The sequence below is a fragment of the Streptomyces sp. NPDC001568 genome, from assembly GCF_042893755.1.
In the GTDB taxonomy this organism is placed as follows: domain Bacteria; phylum Actinomycetota; class Actinomycetes; order Streptomycetales; family Streptomycetaceae; genus Streptomyces.
The window spans coordinates 193,277-209,474 of the sequence record NZ_JBIAVF010000001.1; the positions used below are offsets into that span (position 1 = coordinate 193,277).

At 71.8% G+C, this 16,198-nt stretch carries 18 protein-coding genes; 4 read left to right on the forward strand and 14 right to left on the reverse strand.

The features are described from left to right. On the reverse strand, positions 1–513 hold the full coding sequence (locus tag ACFY0I_RS00940; RefSeq protein WP_388888310.1) for a MarR family winged helix-turn-helix transcriptional regulator: 513 nt from the start codon (positions 511–513) through the stop codon (positions 1–3). A 108-nt stretch (positions 514–621) separates the two neighbouring features. Between ACFY0I_RS00940 and ACFY0I_RS00945 the strand changes: the two genes are divergently transcribed. Further along, on the forward strand, positions 622–1,920 hold the full coding sequence (locus ACFY0I_RS00945; protein WP_388888313.1) for an MFS transporter: 1,299 nt from the start codon (positions 622–624) through the stop codon (positions 1,918–1,920). A gap of 125 nt (positions 1,921–2,045) precedes the next feature. Here the strand turns inward: ACFY0I_RS00945 and ACFY0I_RS00950 are convergent, their stop codons facing one another. The 10 genes from ACFY0I_RS00950 to ACFY0I_RS00995 form a co-directional block, all read right to left on the reverse strand. Next, the gene (locus tag ACFY0I_RS00950; protein WP_388888316.1) at positions 2,046–2,777 is read right to left on the reverse strand and encodes a TetR family transcriptional regulator; all 732 of its coding nucleotides are present in this window, start codon (positions 2,775–2,777) and stop codon (positions 2,046–2,048) included. Between the two features lie 11 nt (positions 2,778–2,788). After that, positions 2,789–3,214, reverse strand: coding sequence for a thiol-disulfide oxidoreductase DCC family protein (locus ACFY0I_RS00955; protein WP_388888318.1), 426 nt, complete (start codon positions 3,212–3,214; stop codon positions 2,789–2,791). Positions 3,215–3,217: 3 nt separating this feature from the next. After that, positions 3,218–3,622, reverse strand: coding sequence for a hypothetical protein (locus ACFY0I_RS00960; RefSeq protein ID WP_388888320.1), 405 nt, complete (start codon positions 3,620–3,622; stop codon positions 3,218–3,220). A gap of 137 nt (positions 3,623–3,759) precedes the next feature. Continuing rightward, complete coding sequence (locus ACFY0I_RS00965; RefSeq protein WP_388888322.1) at positions 3,760–4,527, reverse strand: alpha/beta fold hydrolase; 768 nt, start codon at positions 4,525–4,527, stop codon at positions 3,760–3,762. 108 nt (positions 4,528–4,635) lie between these two features. After that, positions 4,636–5,157, reverse strand: a complete 522-nt coding sequence (locus tag ACFY0I_RS00970) for a hypothetical protein (RefSeq protein WP_388888325.1) — start codon at positions 5,155–5,157, stop codon at positions 4,636–4,638. Between the two features lie 148 nt (positions 5,158–5,305). Next, positions 5,306–6,073: a succinate dehydrogenase iron-sulfur subunit gene (locus ACFY0I_RS00975; RefSeq protein WP_388888328.1), complete on the reverse strand. Its 768-nt coding sequence runs from the start codon at positions 6,071–6,073 to the stop codon at positions 5,306–5,308. After that, positions 6,073–7,836 carry a succinate dehydrogenase flavoprotein subunit gene (gene sdhA, locus ACFY0I_RS00980; RefSeq protein ID WP_388888330.1) on the reverse strand — a complete coding sequence of 588 codons (1,764 nt, stop codon included), beginning with the start codon at positions 7,834–7,836 and terminating at the stop codon, positions 6,073–6,075. The genes ACFY0I_RS00975 and sdhA overlap by 1 nt, the downstream gene beginning before the upstream one ends. 23 nt (positions 7,837–7,859) lie before the next feature. Then, the gene (locus ACFY0I_RS00985; RefSeq protein ID WP_388888333.1) at positions 7,860–8,342 is read right to left on the reverse strand and encodes a succinate dehydrogenase hydrophobic membrane anchor subunit; all 483 of its coding nucleotides are present in this window, start codon (positions 8,340–8,342) and stop codon (positions 7,860–7,862) included. Positions 8,343–8,347: 5 nt separating this feature from the next. After that, positions 8,348–8,728: a succinate dehydrogenase, cytochrome b556 subunit gene (sdhC, locus tag ACFY0I_RS00990; RefSeq protein ID WP_362879814.1), complete on the reverse strand. Its 381-nt coding sequence runs from the start codon at positions 8,726–8,728 to the stop codon at positions 8,348–8,350. A 152-nt stretch (positions 8,729–8,880) separates the two neighbouring features. Continuing rightward, positions 8,881–9,507 carry a 2-oxo-4-hydroxy-4-carboxy-5-ureidoimidazoline decarboxylase gene (locus tag ACFY0I_RS00995; protein WP_388888336.1) on the reverse strand — a complete coding sequence of 209 codons (627 nt, stop codon included), beginning with the start codon at positions 9,505–9,507 and terminating at the stop codon, positions 8,881–8,883. Positions 9,508–9,926: 419 nt separating this feature from the next. Here ACFY0I_RS00995 and ACFY0I_RS01000 point away from each other — a divergent pair, with 419 nt between their 5' ends. Together ACFY0I_RS01000 and ACFY0I_RS01005 are read left to right on the forward strand one after the other, a co-directional pair. Further along, positions 9,927–10,637, forward strand: a complete 711-nt coding sequence (locus ACFY0I_RS01000; protein ID WP_388889272.1) for an RNA polymerase sigma factor — start codon at positions 9,927–9,929, stop codon at positions 10,635–10,637. Further along, positions 10,637–11,716, forward strand: a complete 1,080-nt coding sequence (locus tag ACFY0I_RS01005; RefSeq protein ID WP_388888338.1) for a hypothetical protein — start codon at positions 10,637–10,639, stop codon at positions 11,714–11,716. Before ACFY0I_RS01000 ends, ACFY0I_RS01005 begins: the two co-directional genes overlap by 1 nt. Before the next feature lie 273 nt (positions 11,717–11,989). Here ACFY0I_RS01005 and ACFY0I_RS01010 read toward each other — a convergent pair whose 3' ends face one another. Next, the gene (locus ACFY0I_RS01010) at positions 11,990–12,847 is read right to left on the reverse strand and encodes a peptidoglycan-binding protein (RefSeq protein ID WP_388888341.1); all 858 of its coding nucleotides are present in this window, start codon (positions 12,845–12,847) and stop codon (positions 11,990–11,992) included. A gap of 233 nt (positions 12,848–13,080) precedes the next feature. Between ACFY0I_RS01010 and leuE the strand changes: the two genes are divergently transcribed. Then, on the forward strand, positions 13,081–13,731 hold the full coding sequence (leuE, locus tag ACFY0I_RS01015; protein WP_388888344.1) for a leucine efflux protein LeuE: 651 nt from the start codon (positions 13,081–13,083) through the stop codon (positions 13,729–13,731). 34 nt (positions 13,732–13,765) lie between these two features. Here the strand turns inward: leuE and ACFY0I_RS01020 are convergent, their stop codons facing one another. Beyond that, entirely contained in the window at positions 13,766–15,154 is a 1,389-nt protein-coding gene (locus ACFY0I_RS01020; RefSeq protein ID WP_388888347.1) for a polysialyltransferase family glycosyltransferase, read from the reverse strand. Then, positions 15,151–16,152, reverse strand: a complete 1,002-nt coding sequence (locus ACFY0I_RS01025; RefSeq protein WP_388889275.1) for a glycosyltransferase family 2 protein — start codon at positions 16,150–16,152, stop codon at positions 15,151–15,153. Before ACFY0I_RS01025 ends, ACFY0I_RS01020 begins: the two co-directional genes overlap by 4 nt. Positions 16,153–16,198: the final 46 nt, after the last annotated feature.

Below are 16,198 nucleotides of genomic sequence, written 5' to 3' on the forward strand. Positions count from 1 at the left end.
TCAGTCGAGGGCGGGCGTGTCCCCGTGGGCCAGCAGGAGGGTGCGCAGGGCTTCGGCGACGGCGGCGGTCCCGGCGCGCCCCAGCGGGTCCAGCAGCCGGGCGTAGTGCTGGAGATGGGCCTCCATCACCTTTCCGCTGGTCTCCAGGCCCCGTTCCGTGAGCCGGATGCGCACCGAACGCCGGTCGACGTCGTCGCGCACCCGCTCGACGAGCCCCTTGGCCTCCAGCCGGTCGATGCGGTTGGTGATGGCGCCCGAGGTCACCATGGCGGCGGGGATCAGGGCCCCGGCGGTCAACGCGTACGGGGGGCCCGACCGGCGCAGACTGGCCAGGACGTCGAACTCGCCGACCTCCAGGCCGTGCTCCGCCATGAAGGTCTTGAGCTGCTTGTCGATGATCCGGTTCATTCGCTGGATCCGCCCCACCGCCTCCACCGGCCACAGGTCGTCCGTCAGGTCGGGACGCTCCGCGGCCCACTGGCCGATGACGTGGGCCACCATGTCGTTCTCCATGCGGGAAGAATACCTCAACGTTAAGAGACTTGACGTTGAGGCAGTGGGCCTGTTTTTATCTCAACGTTGAGATGATCAATGTTGAGAGAAGCGAGGTCGGGTCCACCCATGTCTGCCACCCACAGCACGAACACCACCGCGGCCACCCCCGCGACCCACGGCGGGCGCACCGCCCCGGCCACCCCCGCGACCGGTGGCGCGAGCACCGGAACCGGCCCCGCGGGCCGCCCCGTTCCCGCCGTCCTGCTCGCCCTGCTGGCCGCGCCCCTGGCCGCCGGGGCCAACGCGCCGGTGCTGATCGTCCCCGACATCGCCGGCTCCCTCGGCGTCCCCGCGGGGTCCGTCGCCCAACTGCTCACCGCTTTCGGCTGGGCCGTGGCCGTCGCCACGCCGCTCCTCGCCGGACTGCTGCGCCACCGCGGCACGGCCGCCCTGCTGCGGCTGTCCGCCGCGCTGGTCCTGGTCGGCGCCCTGACCGTCGTCGTCTCCCCGTGGCTGCCGCTCACCCTGCTCGGCCGCTGCGCCCAGGCCGCGGGCGGCGCCGGGTTCGTCGCCGTGGCCGTCGTCCTCGCCGGAACCGCCCGCCGGATGGGCGTCGTCAGCGCCGGCTTCGGCGTGCTCGGGGCGTCCGGGCCGCTCCTCGGCAGGGTCCTCGCGGAGAGCGCCTCCTGGCGGCTCGCCCTCACCCTTCCGGTGGTCGCCCTGCTCGCCGTCCCGGCCGTCGGCCGCCGCGCCGCCGAGACGCGGGCCGCGTCCGCGCCCGCCCCGGGCCGCTTCGACGCCCGGGGGGCGGCCCTGCTGACCGCCCTCGTCACCGCCCTCGTGCTGCTGGCGACCGCTCCGCTCGCCGCCCTGGGCGCGGCCCTCGTCGCCGCCGCGCTGCTCGTCCTGCACGTACGCCGCCGCCCCGAGGGCTTCGTACCGGTCGCGCTGCTCCGCAAGCCCGTCTTCGTGGGCTCGGCGCTGCTGGCCCTCGCCGTGTCGACGTCCTACTTCACGGTGCTCCTGTCGGTGCCCCGGCTGCTCGCCGACCGCGCCGGCTGGGATCCGGCCGCCGTCGGGACCGGGCAACTCCTCGCGCTGCTGCTCGGATCCGCCCTGTCCTGGCCGCTCGCCGCCGCCTCGGCCCGCATGAGCCGCGCGGCCGTCCGTACCGTCCTGGTCGTGACCGGCGCGGCCTCGGCCCTGACGGCGGTCCTCGCGGACTCGGGCCCGCTGCTGCTGGCCGCCACGACGGCGGGCGTGTTCACCGCCACCGCCGCCAACGCCGTCCTGTCCACGCACGCGGTGGCCGCCGCCCCCGACGCGGGCCGACGGCCGGCTGCCATCGGGCTGTTCACCCTGGCCTACCAGCTCGGGGGCGCCTTCGGTCCGGCCGCCGCGGGCCTCCTGGTGCTCGGGGCGTGACGCCCGCAGAGCCCCGGCCCCCGGCGTCCCGCCTCGGCTACGCCGCCTCGGACCGTCCCGCCTCGGACCGTCCCGCCTCGGACCGTCCCGCCTCGGCTACGCCGCCTCGGGCCCTCCCGCGCCCGCTACGCCTCGTCGGGGTACGGGTCCGAGGCCCGCTTGCCGCGCGCGACCGCCGTCTGGGCCATGCCCGGCAGGAAGTCCGCGAACAGCTCGTGCACCTCGCGCACCAGCGGCCTCAGCACCCGGAACCTGGCCAGGATGATGCCCCGCGTCGTCAGTTGCGCGCCGCGCTCCGCGAGCCGCCTGGTCTTCTGACTGTCCGGCGAGCGGTCGAAGACCCAGTACAGGACCAGCCCCATCTGCGAGAGCCACATCAGCTCCGGCAGGACGTCGGCCAGTTCGTCCGGAACCTTCGTCTTCGCGCCGGCGAGCACCTCGCGGTGCATGTCGATGGCCGCCTTGCGCGCCGGTTCGGATTCCGGCGAGAAGGGGCTGAGCGGGCTCTCCGGGTCCGCCGCGTTCTTGAAGAACTGGGAGGCGAACTCGTGGTACGGCGCCGCGATGTCCAGCCACGACGTCAGTACCCCGGCGAGCCGCTTCTGCAGGTCGGTCTCCTGCTCCAGGATCGGCCGGACGGCCGCCTGGTGGGCCGCGCCGATCCGGTCGTAGAACCCCTGGACGAGGTGTTCCTTCGACTCGAAGTAGTAGTAGGCGTTGCCGACCGAGACCCCCGCCTCCTTGGCGATCCCCCGCATGGTCGTCTTGTCGAACCCGCGCTCCTGGAAGAGCCGGAGCGCGGTTTCGAGGATGAGCGTCCGGGTCTGCTCGCTCTTGGGCGCCTTCTGATCTGTCACGGTGTCCGACCTTATCGGGGTGCGGGGCACTGCTCGTCACAGAGTGGCTCCCCGGGCTCCGCTCCGGGGTTCGTCCGTACCGCGTGCCGTACGGCCGAGGCCGCGTGCATGGCCGCCTTGGCGAAGGGCCGGCCGGCCGGTGTGGCCAGCCAGTTCGCCCTCGGCCGGTGCTCCACGAGCGCCCACAGGCAGACGATGAAGGCATCCGTACCGCTCCAGACCTGCCCCTTGTCGCCGACCACCGTGATGTCGCGGAGGGTCGCCGCGTGGTCCAGCCGGGGGAAGCGGCGCCGCGCCTCGTAGGACGCGGCCGGTACGAGCCGCAGCGGTACGAGGCAGCGCTGCGTGAGCAACCAGTGCCGGATGTGCACGCAGACCGGGCAGTTGGCGTCGTAGAGGACGGTCAGGTGCCGGACGGGCGCCGACGACGGTCCCATCGCTCAGACCCCGGTCTGCGGGGTCCACCCCTGCGGGGCGACGGGCGGGGTGTGCTGACGCTCCATGACGCCCCGGCGGCGCATCTTGTTGAGCACCCACACGTTCCCGAGGTGCATGACGCCGAGCACCAGCAGGACGACGCCCAGCTTCACCGACAGCGCCTCGAAGAGGTCGCGGGCCGCGCGGATGTCCTCGCTCGACCGCAGGTACAGGGTCACGAACCCGATGTTCACGAGGTAGAAGCCGACCACCAGGAGCTGGTTGACGGCGTCGGCGAGCTTCTCGTTCCCCTGGAGCACGTCGCCTATGAAGACCCGGCCGTTGCGGCTGAGCGTACGGGCCACCCAGACGGTGAGCCCGATGCTGATGAGCAGGTAGATGACGTACGCGACCACGGTGAGGTCCATTGCCCCAGCCCCTTTGAACGTGTTCAACTGCTGACGTCCCTGACTGTAGACCTCTTTTTGAACAGGTTCAAGCAGAGTTTTGAACAAGTTCAGGGATGCGCGTCACCCACCTGCCCGCCCCGCCTCCGAGCGCGGTCCTACCGGGCCGGCCGCCCGAGGAAGTCGAGCAGCAGGGCGGTGGTCTCCCGGGGGCGCTCCAGCGACGGCAGGTGCCCCGCCCAGGGCAGTTCGCGGTGCTCGGCGCCCGGGACGAGGCCGGGCAGATCGGCCGGGATGCGGCGGTAGTCGGGGAGGTCGTGGGCGCCGCCGATCGCCAGCACCGGTACGGTCACGGCGCCCAGGTCGATCGCGGGCTCCGGGAGTTCGTGGCCGCCGGAGTCGGCCAGGGACCCCTTGATGTTGCCCAGTTCCATCGCCCGTACGGCGGCGTGCGCGGCCGCGTCGGCGTCCGGGCCGAGCCAGGTGCGGGAGGCCAACTCCGCCGCGCCCTCGAGGTCCCCGGTGGCCAGCAGGGCGTCCGTGGCCTCGCCGTACGCGCGCACCTCCGGCCCGTCCGGCGACAGCCCGGGCCGGCCCGGGCACAGCAGCGCCAGCCGCGAGGCCCGCTCGGGGTGCAGGGCGGCGATCCGCAGGGAGATCCGGCCGCCGTAGGAGGAGCCGACGAACGAGGCGCGCCGGATGTCGAGTTGGTCGAGCAGCGCCAGGACGTCGCCGTGGTCGCTGTACGGGGCGTCGGCGGCGGGGGACTGCCCGCAGGTACGGAAGTCCGCGCGGACGACCCGGAAACCGGCCTCGGCGAGCGGCCCCCACTGGGGGTCCCACATGCGCCGGTCGCAGACGGAGGAGTGCAGCAGGACCACGGCGGGCGCGTCGACGGGCCCGGTCACGTCATGAGAAAGGATCATCTCGTGATCCTCGCGTGGCCGCAGCCCCCGTCGCCACCGCCTTTCCACGGGTCCCCGCAGGCCGGCGGTGGTTCGGGCGGGCGGCCGTTCGGACGGGCGGAACGGACCTCAGATGCTCATGGACCGGGCGTAGTTGAGCTGCCCCATGACCCACTGCATGGCGTAGGGGTCGCTCGCCGGGATCATCGTGGAGTGGTGGCGGCCGCCGCTCGTCACCGTGACCTGGATGTACCCGGTGGTGACCTTCTCCTTCATCAGCAGGAACAGCAGGCCGATCAGGCAGAACAGGGCGAAGACGATGGCCAGCACGATCGCGTGCGTCGGGATCTTCTCCTCCGTCCGCGAGAAGTCGGTGGCGTTCCACATCGCGCCCCGCAGCGGCATCGACCCCGAGGGCGTGATGATCTGATCGCCCGCGATGGTGATGTCGCCCAGCGTGAACGAGCCGCCCATCGGGCCGGGGACGGGGGCGGGCAGGCCCGCGCCCATGGTCGGCTGGTAGGGCGGCGGCGTGGTCGGATAGGGCTGCGGGTAACCGTAACTGGGCTCGCCCGGGCCCCACGTGTAGTCACCCGGTCCGGGCTGCCCGCCCGGCCCGCCCGCATACGGATTCGGCTGCTGCTCACTCATACGGCCGATCTTTCCACAGCCGCCCGCCCCTCCGTACCCGTCCGCAGGGGCGCTTCGGGGCGCTCGGAGCCGCCGCGACGACGGCCGGGACGCGCGGAGGCCCGCACCCCTGAGGGGGTACGGGCCTCCGGCGCGGCGACGGGGAGGATCAGAAGCGGCGCGTGATGAGCGCGCGCTTGACTTCCTGGATCGCCTTCGTGACCTCGATGCCTCGCGGGCACGCGTCGGTGCAGTTGAAGGTCGTGCGGCAGCGCCACACGCCGTCCTTGTCGTTCAGGATCTCCAGCCGCTGCTCACCGGCCTCGTCGCGCGAGTCGAAGATGAAGCGGTGCGCGTTGACGATCGCCGCCGGGCCGAAGTACTGGCCGTCGTTCCAGAACACCGGGCACGAGGACGTGCACGCGGCGCACAGGATGCACTTGGTGGTGTCGTCGAAGCGCTCGCGGTCCTCGGCGGACTGCAGGCGCTCGCGCGTCGGCTCGTTGCCCTTGGTGACCAGGAACGGCATGACGTCCCGGTACGCCTGGAAGAAGGGCTCCATGTCGACGACGAGGTCCTTCATCACCGTGAGGCCCTTGATGGCCTCGACGGTGATCGGCTTCTCCGGGTTGATGTCCTTGATCAGCGTCTTGCAGGCGAGCCTGTTCTTGCCGTTGATCCGCATCGCGTCGGAGCCGCAGATGCCGTGCGCGCACGAGCGACGGAAGGTCAGCGTGCCGTCGAGGTCCCACTTGATCTTGTGGAGACCGTCGAGCACGCGCTCCTTCGGGTCGATCTCGACCTGGAAGTCCTGCCAGGTCGACTCCTCCGAGACCTCCGGGTTGAACCGGCGGATCCGGAACGTCACCGTGATGAACGGCGAGGCGGCGGCCGCCGCCTCCATCTGGTCCGTCTTGGACAGGGTCGGGGTGGCCATCAGTACTTACGCTCCATCGGCTGGTAGCGGGTGACGACGACGGGCTTGTAGTCCAGCCGGACGGTGTCCTTGGCGTCCTTGCCCTCGCCGACGACCTCGCGGTACGCCATGGTGTGGCGCATGAAGTTGACGTCGTCGCGGTTCGGGTAGTCCTCGCGGTAGTGACCGCCGCGGGACTCCTTGCGCGCGAGCGCGGACACGGCCATGACCTCGGCCAGGTCGAGCAGGTTGCCCAGCTCGATGGCCTCCAGCAGGTCCGTGTTGAAGCGCTTGCCCTTGTCCTGGACGGAGACGTTCTTGTAGCGCTCGCGCAGCTCCGCGATCTTGTCGACCGCGGTCTTGATGGTCTGTTCCGTACGGAACACCATCACGCAGGCGTCCATCGTCTCCTGGAGCTCCAGACGCAGGTCGGCGACCCGCTCGTGGCCCGTGGAGTCGCGCAGCTGCTCGACCAGGTCGGCGACCTGCTGCGCCGGGTTCTCCGGGAGGGCGACGAAGTCGTGGGCGTGCGCGTACTTCGCCGCGGCGATGCCCGAGCGCTTGCCGAACACGTTGATGTCCAGCAGCGAGTTCGTGCCCAGACGGTTCGCGCCGTGCACGGACACGCAGGCGACCTCGCCGGCCGCGTACAGGCCGGGGACGACGGTGGTGTTGTCGCGCAGGACCTCACCCTCGACGTTGGTCGGGATGCCGCCCATGGCGTAGTGCGCGGTGGGCTGGATCGGGATCGGGTCCGTGTACGGCTCGATGCCGAGGTACGTACGGGCGAACTCGGTGATGTCCGGGAGCTTCGCGTCGAGCTGCTCCGGCGGAAGGTGCGTCAGGTCCAGGTACACGTGGTCACCGGCGGGACCGCAGCCGCGGCCCTCACGGATCTCCGTGTAGATGGAGCGCGAGACGACGTCACGGGACGCGAGGTCCTTCATGACCGGCGCGTACTTCTCCATGAAGCGCTCGCCGTCCTTGTTGCGGAGGATGCCGCCCTCACCGCGGGCGCCCTCCGTCAGCAGGATGCCCATGCGCCAGATGCCCGTCGGGTGGAACTGGAAGAACTCCATGTCCTCCAGCGGCAGGCCCCGGCGGTAGCAGGCCGCCTGGCCGTCACCGGTGAGGGTGTGCGCGTTGGAGGTCACCTTGAAGAACTTGCCGGTGCCGCCGGAGGCGTAGATGACGGACTTCGCCTGGAACACGTGGATCTCGCCGGTGGCGAGCTCGTACGCGACCACGCCGGCCGACTTCGTGACGCCGTCCTCCTCGACCAGGAGCTGGTCCAGGACGTAGAACTCGTTGAAGAACTCCACGCCCTCCTTGACGCAGTTCTGGTACAGCGTCTGGAGGATCATGTGGCCGGTGCGGTCCGCGGCGTAGCAGGACCGGCGGACCGGCGCCTCGCCGTGGTTGCGGGAGTGGCCGCCGAAGCGGCGCTGGTCGATGGTGCCGTCCGGGGTGCGGTTGAACGGCAGGCCCATCTTCTCCAGGTCGAGGACCGCGTCGATGGCCTCCTTCGCCAGGATCTCGGCGGCGTCCTGGTCGACCAGGTAGTCACCGCCCTTGACCGTGTCGAAGGTGTGCCACTCCCAGTTGTCGTCCTCCACGTTGGCCAGCGCGGCAGCCATGCCGCCCTGCGCGGCGCCCGTGTGGGAGCGGGTGGGGTAGAGCTTCGTCAGCACGGCGGTGCGGCTGAGCTTCGTCGCCTCGATGGCGGCGCGCATGCCGGCGCCACCTGCGCCGACGATGACGGTGTCGTACTTGTGGATCTTCATGGGATTCGCCTCAGCCCCGTTGCCTAGCGGATGTTCGGGTCGAAGGTGAAGATCACCAGCGTGCCCAGAAGGATGGTGAACACCGTGGCGGTGTAGAGCAGGCCCTTCAGCCACAGCCGCGTGTTGGCGCGCTCCGCGTAGTCGTTGATGACGGTACGCAGACCGTTCGCGCCGTGCAGCATGGCCAGCCACAGCATCAGCAGATCCCAGATCTGCCAGAAGGGGGACGCCCAGCGGCCGGCCACGAAGGCGAAGCCGATCTTGGAGACGCCGCCGTCCAGCACCAGCTGGATCACCAGGTGGCCGATGACGAGGACGACGAGCACGATGCCCGAGAGGCGCATGAAGAGCCACGCGACCATCTCGAAGTTGCCCCGGGTCGAGCGCGGGGTCTTGCTGGTCCGCTTGCGCGGGGCCTCGATGTACGGCGCCGGGTTGTCGACGTCGTAGAGGGACACGCCCTCCACGTCGCCGATGCCCTTTTCGAAAGAAGTGTCAGAAGACATGCGTGTCACTTCCCGAACAGTTCGAGGTAGGCGTGGCCCAGGACGGGGTAGAGCGCCCCGACCATCAGCACGACCCAGATGCCCACGACGGACCAGAGCATCTTCTTCTGGTGACGGGGACCCTGGGACCAGAAGTCCACAGCGATGACACGGAGACCGTTGAGCGCGTGGAACAGGATTGCGGCGACGAGGCCGTACTCCAGCAGCGCGACGATCGGAGTCTTGTAGGTAGCCACGACATCGTCGTACGCCTCGGGGGAGACGCGGACGAGAGCGGTGTCGAGGACGTGTACGAACAGGAAGAAGAAGATGAGGACGCCGGTGACTCGATGAGCCACCCAGGACCACATTCCTTCCCGGCCGCGGTACAACGTTCCAGCCGGCACGGAAAACCCTCCGGAAGCGGGGCGGGGGCCAGCCGGCTTCTTTGTCGGTCGGGCCCGGCCGGGTACGGTCCTCCGGCCCCGGACATCGTAGCGACGCTTTGTCGGTTCCCTTGCGCGGGGGCCATCGGTGTGATCAAACAGGCACGGACGGACTATCCCACAGGGGCGAATAGCCCGAAATCAGCCTCATATGGTCCACCGTCGGCGACCGTCCCGGTCGAGCCGTCGAGCAGCGAGGGCAGCCTGTCCAGCAGGCGGACGAGCCGGCCGCGGGCGACCAGGCGCAGTTCCTCGGCCGAGATCGAGCGTTCCTCGTCGATCTCGTGAGCCATTCTGCGGCGGATCGCGGCCAACAGCTGGTCGACCTGCTCCTCCGGCGGGTGGCCGTCCAGACAGATCACGAAGGCGTGCCGGAAGGTGCGCTCGTACTCGGCGCGGGCCGCGTCGAGCGCCAGCATCGCCGCGTACGGGGCCCCGTGCCCGAGTTCCGCCGAGGTCTCCGCGGCCAGCGCCTCGGTCAGGTCGGCCTGGGACATGTCGTACGAGGCCTCCTCCGCGGCGGCGAGCAGCGAGGCGGTGTCCGGGTAGGGGCGGTGGGTGGCCACGCGGTGCGCCCAACGCCGGCTGCCGCAGCAGTGCAGCAGCGCCGCCTGGGCGGCTTCGGGGGCCAGGGAGTTGAACCGCACCAGCCCGGAACCGGAGGCTGTGCCGCGGACCTGTGCCGGAAGGTGGCTGGACAGCGGAGTTCTCCTCGGGGCGCGGCGCGGGTGTACCGCCACGCTAGCGATCTCCCCGGGAGAGTGTCGTACCCGTGCGGAGATTTCACCCGGAAGTGAGCCGAAAGGATGAGTTGTACCGCGACGGGCCGGCCGTCCGGCGATGTCCCCCGGTGTCCGGAGGTGTCCGGCGGTGATCCGTGGCCGGATCCGGCGGGTGCGCTCGGGGGCACGCGGGAGGATGTGCGAAGGAGGAGGACGACCGAGGCCGCCACCCCCCACAGGAGAGGCCCCGGTCGCCATCCGATACGGACTCGTGCGACAAGCCCGTACCCCTGTCAGCGCCGCGAGTGCGTTTTGTGTCACACCCCGCTCCGCGCAGGGTTGGTTGCAGGTTGTACAACTCGTGGACGAGAGGTGCTGGAAAGCCGTAACGTGCGGATTTGCGCCACACGTACAGGACAGTGAACGGGTTGGGGACTTTGCTGGGGGACGACGCGGAGCTGACCGCCGCGGTGCTCGCGGCACAGGACGGCGACGAGAACGCGTTCCGGACTGTGTACCGCGCCGTGCACCCGCGCCTGCTCGGATACGTACGCACGCTCGTCGGCGACGGCGACGCGGAGGACGTGACGTCCGAGGCCTGGCTGCAGATCGCCCGCGACCTCGACTCCTTCACCGGGGACGCCGACCGCTTCCGCGGCTGGGCCGCCCGCATCGCCCGCAACCGGGCCCTCGACCACATCCGGATGCGCGGCCGTCGACCCGCCATAGGTGGCGACGAGAGCGAACTCACCGGCCACGCCGCCGACAGCGACACCGCGGGCGCCGCGATGGAGGCGCTGTCCACCGGCAGCACCATGGCGCTGATAGCCCAGCTCCCGCAGGACCAGGCCGAGGCCGTCGTCCTGCGCGTGGTGGTCGGCCTCGACGCGAAGAGCGCGGCCGAGACCCTGGGCAAGCGGCCCGGCGCGGTCCGCACCGCCGCACACCGGGGACTGAAGAGACTCGCGGAACTGCTGGGCCATCCCGAAAACGAAACGGAATCCGGCCTCCGCGTCGGCCATAATGCCGATGACCAGGCAAGGGAGCGCGATCTGGACGCCGTACCGGCGCAACGCGGCCGCGCCGGGGGCCTCGTAGAACAAACCGGTGTGACGCATTCACGTTGGCGGACGCAGAAGGACATGTGATGGCCGACGAGCACAACGGGTGGCTGGACGCAGCCGCGGCGGACAGGTTGCTGGGCGGAGAACCCGCCGGCCCGGCCGGACCGGGCGCCGATCCGCGGGACCGCGCCGCCGAGGCCCGGCTGCGCGCCGCCCTGGACTCCCTCGACATGCCCGCGCGGCCCGGCCGGGAACTGCCCGGCGAGGAGGCCGCCCTGGCCGCCTTCCGCGCGGCGCGCGGTACGGCCCCGGCCCCGCGCCCCACCCCTGCGGCACCCACCCCCGCGGCACCCACCCCCGCCGCCCACGAACCCCTGATCTCCCTCACCCCGGTGCCCCACGTACGGATCCCCGCGCCGCGGCGTACGAGCACCCCGGTCCGCTTCGGTCTCGCGGCGGCCCTGGCGGGCGTCGCGGTGGGCGGGATCGCGGCCGTCGCGAGCAGCGGCCTGCTGGACCGGGAGGCCCGGCACACCGCGGGCCCCGGGCCGGCCGTCTCGGTCAGCGCCGACACCGACCGCCCCGCCGGCGGGGGGAGCGAGGAGCCCGCCCCGCTCATCCCGCGTCCGGACCCCACCACCCCGCTGCGCGGCGACGGCTTCGTGGCCTCCCCGGGCACCTCGCGGATGCCGGGCACGGACAGCCGTACGACCCCGGGCACCACCTCGGGCAGCGGTTCCGCGTCCCACTTCCCCGGCGGCGGCGCGGGCACCGGCATGAGCACCAGCACCGGATCCGGCGCGAACGGGACCGCGGAGGCCGGCCGAGAACCGTTCACCGACCGGACCGGCAAGCCGGACGCGGGCGCCGGCAGCGCCGGCGGCGGCAAGGACCGCGACCGTGACCGGCAGGCGCGGGCGGCCGACCTGTGCGAGGACTACCGCGCGGGCCGCATGAACGACGACCGCCGCTCGCGCCTCAGCAAGCTCGCCGGGGCCCTCGCGAAGATCCCCCGGTACTGCGAGTTCGTCCTGGACGGCCCCCGGGACGGCCTCCCGCAGGGCGGTTGGGACGGGCCCGGTGGCGAGGTCCTGAAGGTCCCGGCGCCCACCACCGGGGACCCGGCCCCGGGCGTCTCGCTCGGCTCCCGCAACCGTCGCTGACCCGGCCCCCGCACCGCCGGCAACGGCTCCGCACACCCCCCAGTAACACTTTTCGAACCGCCGGCGCAGTACATAACGAGCCGACTGGTCATCGGCCGCGCATGAGCCGGGGTTCCCCCCGTACCCCTGGGCTCTGCGCAACCGGCGCGGGCGGGGCACGTTCCCCCGGCCCTGCCCGCGCCCTCAACTTCCCGCCCGGTGGATCACCGGGCGCGGTTCACCCCCGAAGGCTCGCCCCCGGCGCTCCGCCCCCGGGGGCCCACCGGCAGCGGATCACCAGTAGACGACGACCTTGTCGCCCACCTGCACCTGCTCGAACATGGCCGACAGCCTGGCCATGTCACGGACGTTGACGCAGCCGTGCGAGGCCCCGCTGTAGCCGCGGTTCGCGAAGTCCTGCGAGAAGTGCACCGCCTGGCCCTGGCTGAAGAACATCGAGTACGGCATCGACGTGTGGTAGAGCGTCGACGTCCACTTCCGCTCCTTGCGGTCCACCTTGAACAGGCCCTCGCGGGTCGGGGTGTTCTCCGACCCGAAGCGCACGTCCATCGACGAGACCACCTTGCCGTCGATCATCCAGGCGAGGGTGCGGCTCTCCTTGCTGATGCACATGACCCGGCCCTCCATGCAGCGCGGGTCCGGGGCGGCGAGCTCGTTGCTGGTCGGCGGGCGCAGCTCCTCCTCGGTCGGCGGCTTGCTGAGGCTCTGGACCTTCTGCCAGGTGGCCTCGTCGACCGCGCCCGTCGCCGGGAGCCCGTTGTTCGACTGGAACGTCTTGACCGCGGCCGTGGTCTTCGACCCGTAGAAGCCGGTGGGGGCCACCGACACCAGCTTGAGCTGCCGCAACCTGGCCTGGAGTTCGCGGATCCGGTCGCTCTCGTCGCCGTTCGCCATGATCGGCTTCGCGCCACCCTGCGCCGACGGCTGCCCGGCCGAGGCCGAGGTGCCGGGCGCGGGCGAGGACCCGCCGCCGCCCGGCTTGTTGTCCGGCCCGGACGGGGAGGCCGCCGGCGCCGATGCGGACGAGCCCGGTGCGGCCGGAGCGGAGCCCTGCGGGCCGCAAGCGGTCGCGGCGAGCGCGACCGATGCGGCCAGGCCGAGCGTACGGATCATGACTTTCTGGCGGTACATCGCGGTCCCCCGATTTCAACGTCGTGTGTATGCAAGTGATGCTTCGGGGGCGCGGAGAGTTGCGGAGGGTTCCGGGATGTTGCGCCATTGTGACCGGAGGCCGTCGAGGGACGGTTGTACCAGCCCCCGGACCCGTCGGCGCCGCGGCGCCCCGACGGCCCTCGCGGGCCCCCCGTACCAACCGGTGAAACCCACTGGCGGTACAGGTGTGTTCCTGTGGGACACTCCTGCCCATGCTGGGTGTCACAGACCTTCCTACGTACCTCGCCGGCCTGGTGCTGATCGTTCTGCTGCCGGGGCCGAACTCGCTCTACGTGCTGTCCGTCGCCGCGCGCAGCGGGGTGAAGGAGGGCTACAAGGCGGCCTCCGGGGTGTTCACCGGGGACACCGTCCTCATGGTGTTGACCGCGGCCGGCGCGGGCGCGCTGCTCCAGGCGAGCCCGCTGGTGTTCACCGTCGTGAAGTTCCTCGGCGCCGGCTACCTGGGCTGGCTGGCGGTCGGCATGATGCGGGCCGCGTGGGGCATGTGGCGCGACCGCAAGGCCCACCAGGAGGAGCTGCTGGCGGGCGAGCAGCCGACGGGCGCCGTCGAGCGGCCCTACCGGCGGGCGTTGGTGGTCAGCCTGGTCAACCCCAAGGCGATCCTGTTCCTGCTGTCGTTCTTCGTGCAGTTCGTGGATCCCGGCTACGCGTACCCGGCGCTGTCGTTCCTGCTGCTGGGCGTGGTGTCGCAGCTGGTGAGCTTCGTGTACCTGTCGACCCTGATCTTCACCGGGACCCGGCTGTCTGCCGCCTTCCGCCGCCGCAAGCGCCTCTCGGCGGGGGCGACCTCGGCGGCGGGCGTGCTCTTCCTGGGCTTCGCCGCCAAGCTCGCCACCAGCTGAGCGGGCGGCCCTGCGGGTACGGGCGCCGGCTTCGCTACGGCCGCCCGCCGGCCACCCCCGCGAACCGGCGGCGCAGGCGGTGCGCCACCCGGCGCACGGCCGGGCTGCGCGGCAGGAACGCCAGCCGGGCGGGGACCCCGCCCGGCAGGCCCAGCGCGGTCAGCCGGCGGCGCTTGAAGTACCGCCGGGTGGTGTCGTCCAGGTTCCGGGCCAGGTAGCGCTCGGCGTCCGCGCGGCGCTCCGCGAGCACCTTCGGTTGCATGGTGAACCCGACCGCGGTGACGAGGGCCGACAGGTCGGCCGGCGCCGGCTGCGCGGAGCCGGCCGCACCGGGGGCCGCCGCCCCCGTCGCCAGGTCCGGGACCAGCGCGTCCACCAGCGTCAACGGGATCCGGTTGCTGTTCTGGTACGGGCTCAGCCGGGCCAGAACCTCGCCCGTCCCGGTGCGGGCCACCGGGATCCCGTACAGCGCCCGGGCCGTCAGCAGGCCCGTCGAGAAGCAGCCCACGACCAGGGCCGGGCGCAGCTGTTGGTACAGGGTCTCGGCCAGCACCGGGGCGTCCAGCACCGTCAGGCGCGCCCCCAGGCGCGCGGCCTCCGCCTCCGCCCCCCGGGAGTAGGTCGCGGGGGCGCTGGGATGCGGTTTGAAGACCAGGTCCCGGTGGCCGCGTGCGAAGGCGCCCCGCACCATGTCGACGTGCAGTTCCTCCTCCTGCGCCGGGGTCAGCAGCTCCAACGCGGAGAGGTACTGGCCCAACAGCAGGGCGGGGCCCCCTCCGTCCGCCGCGGGCCCCCGCCCCCCGCGCGGTTCGGCCGGTTCCGCGAGTTCCGCCAGTTCCGCCAGCACCTTGAGGACGGCCGTCGCCGGCACCACCTCCGCCGGCACCCCGAACTCGGTCAGCAGCAGCGGCGCCAGGCCGGGTACGAGGTCCAGGTGCAGGACGCGCCGCACCCGCATGCCGATCTGCGGATCGAGCCGGAAGCGGGTCGGACCGTAGGACATCAGCCCGTCCGCGTACACCTCCACCGCGGCGCCCGGGAAGAGCCGGCACAGGCTCTGCGCGGGCGGCACCTGGAGGGACTCCACGATCAGCTCGACCCGGTCCTCGCCGAGCCCCCACAGGGCGCGCAGTTGGCGTTCCCAGAGCGGGACGTCCTCGGGGCGCGGCGCCCAGGTGCTGGGGTGCTGCGGCGCGATGACGGCGTTCCAGTCGCGCACCTCGTCGAAGCGGGTCCGCAGCGCGGCGAAGCCGGGCAGGGCGGGCAGGCCCGGGGTGATCTCCGGGGTGGGGGAGTGGTTGCTGGTCAGCAGGATGCGGCGGCCGGCCGGGGGGAGGGCGCCGGAGTCGAGGGCGGCGGCGAGCGTGGCCGTCCCGTAGAGGGTCGAGGCGAGGAAGACCTGGGTGACTCCGCCGCCGTTCACGCGGCGGCTCCCGAGGTCCGGGCGGCGCCGCCGGGGCGCGCCGGTGTGCGGCGGCGGAGCTTGCGCAGGAGGGCCGAGCGTTCGGCGTCCATCGAGGCGAGGGTGCGCTCCAGTACCGCCCGGGGCATGCGGTCGAGCGCGTCCGCGCTCATCGACCGGAGTTTTTTGGCCACGGCCGGTTCGAACCTTTCGATGGACCCGATATGGTGCGCGATAATCGCGCAATAGGTTCGAACCGCTTTGTGGATCAAGAGTTCGGATTCCGGGTCGGCGGCCGTGTCCGCCAGGACCTGATCGAATGCGCGGATGAAATCGAGCTGTCGTTCGTCGCCGATCTGCGTCAAGGACGTGGAAATGCCGCGCCGATAGAAGATCCCGGGCATTCCGACCGCGGCGAAGGACCGCGCCTCCCGGTGCAGCCGCCAGATCCACGGCCGGTCCTCGGCGGTGCGCAGTCCGTCGGTGAAGTGCAGCAACCCCCGGTCCAGCAGCCGCCGGTGGTACATCCCGGCCCAGGCGTACGGGTAGTCCACCGAGGTGGCCCGCGAGACCGGCAGGATCCCCGCGCGCGGATCGGCCGGCACGCCCTGCGGCCCGTACGGAACGCGCTGCACGCTCCGGGTCCGGCCCGTCACCTGAACGTGGTCGGTACGGACGAAGTCGCAGTTCAGGGCCTCGATGGCGGCCAGTGTGCGGGCGAGGTGCCCCGGCTCCAGCCAGTCGTCGCCGTCCAGGAAGGTGATGTACTCCCCGCGCGCCGCGTCCAGACCTGTGTTCCGCGCCGAGGCCAACCCGCCGTTGCGGTCGCGTCTGAGGTGCACCGCCCCGGGCAGCGCGACGGCCGCCCGTTCCAGCAGCTCGGGCGTCCCGTCCGTGGAGCGGTCGTCGACCAGCAGGAACTCGAAATCCTCACGGGCGTTCAGTTCGAGACTCTTCAGGGCATCCGGTGCGTATGTCTGCACGTTGTAGAACGGCACGACGACAGAGAGCTTGAGCACCTGCGAGACAATAGGGGGCGGCGCGGCATTCACCATGGCCCGTACG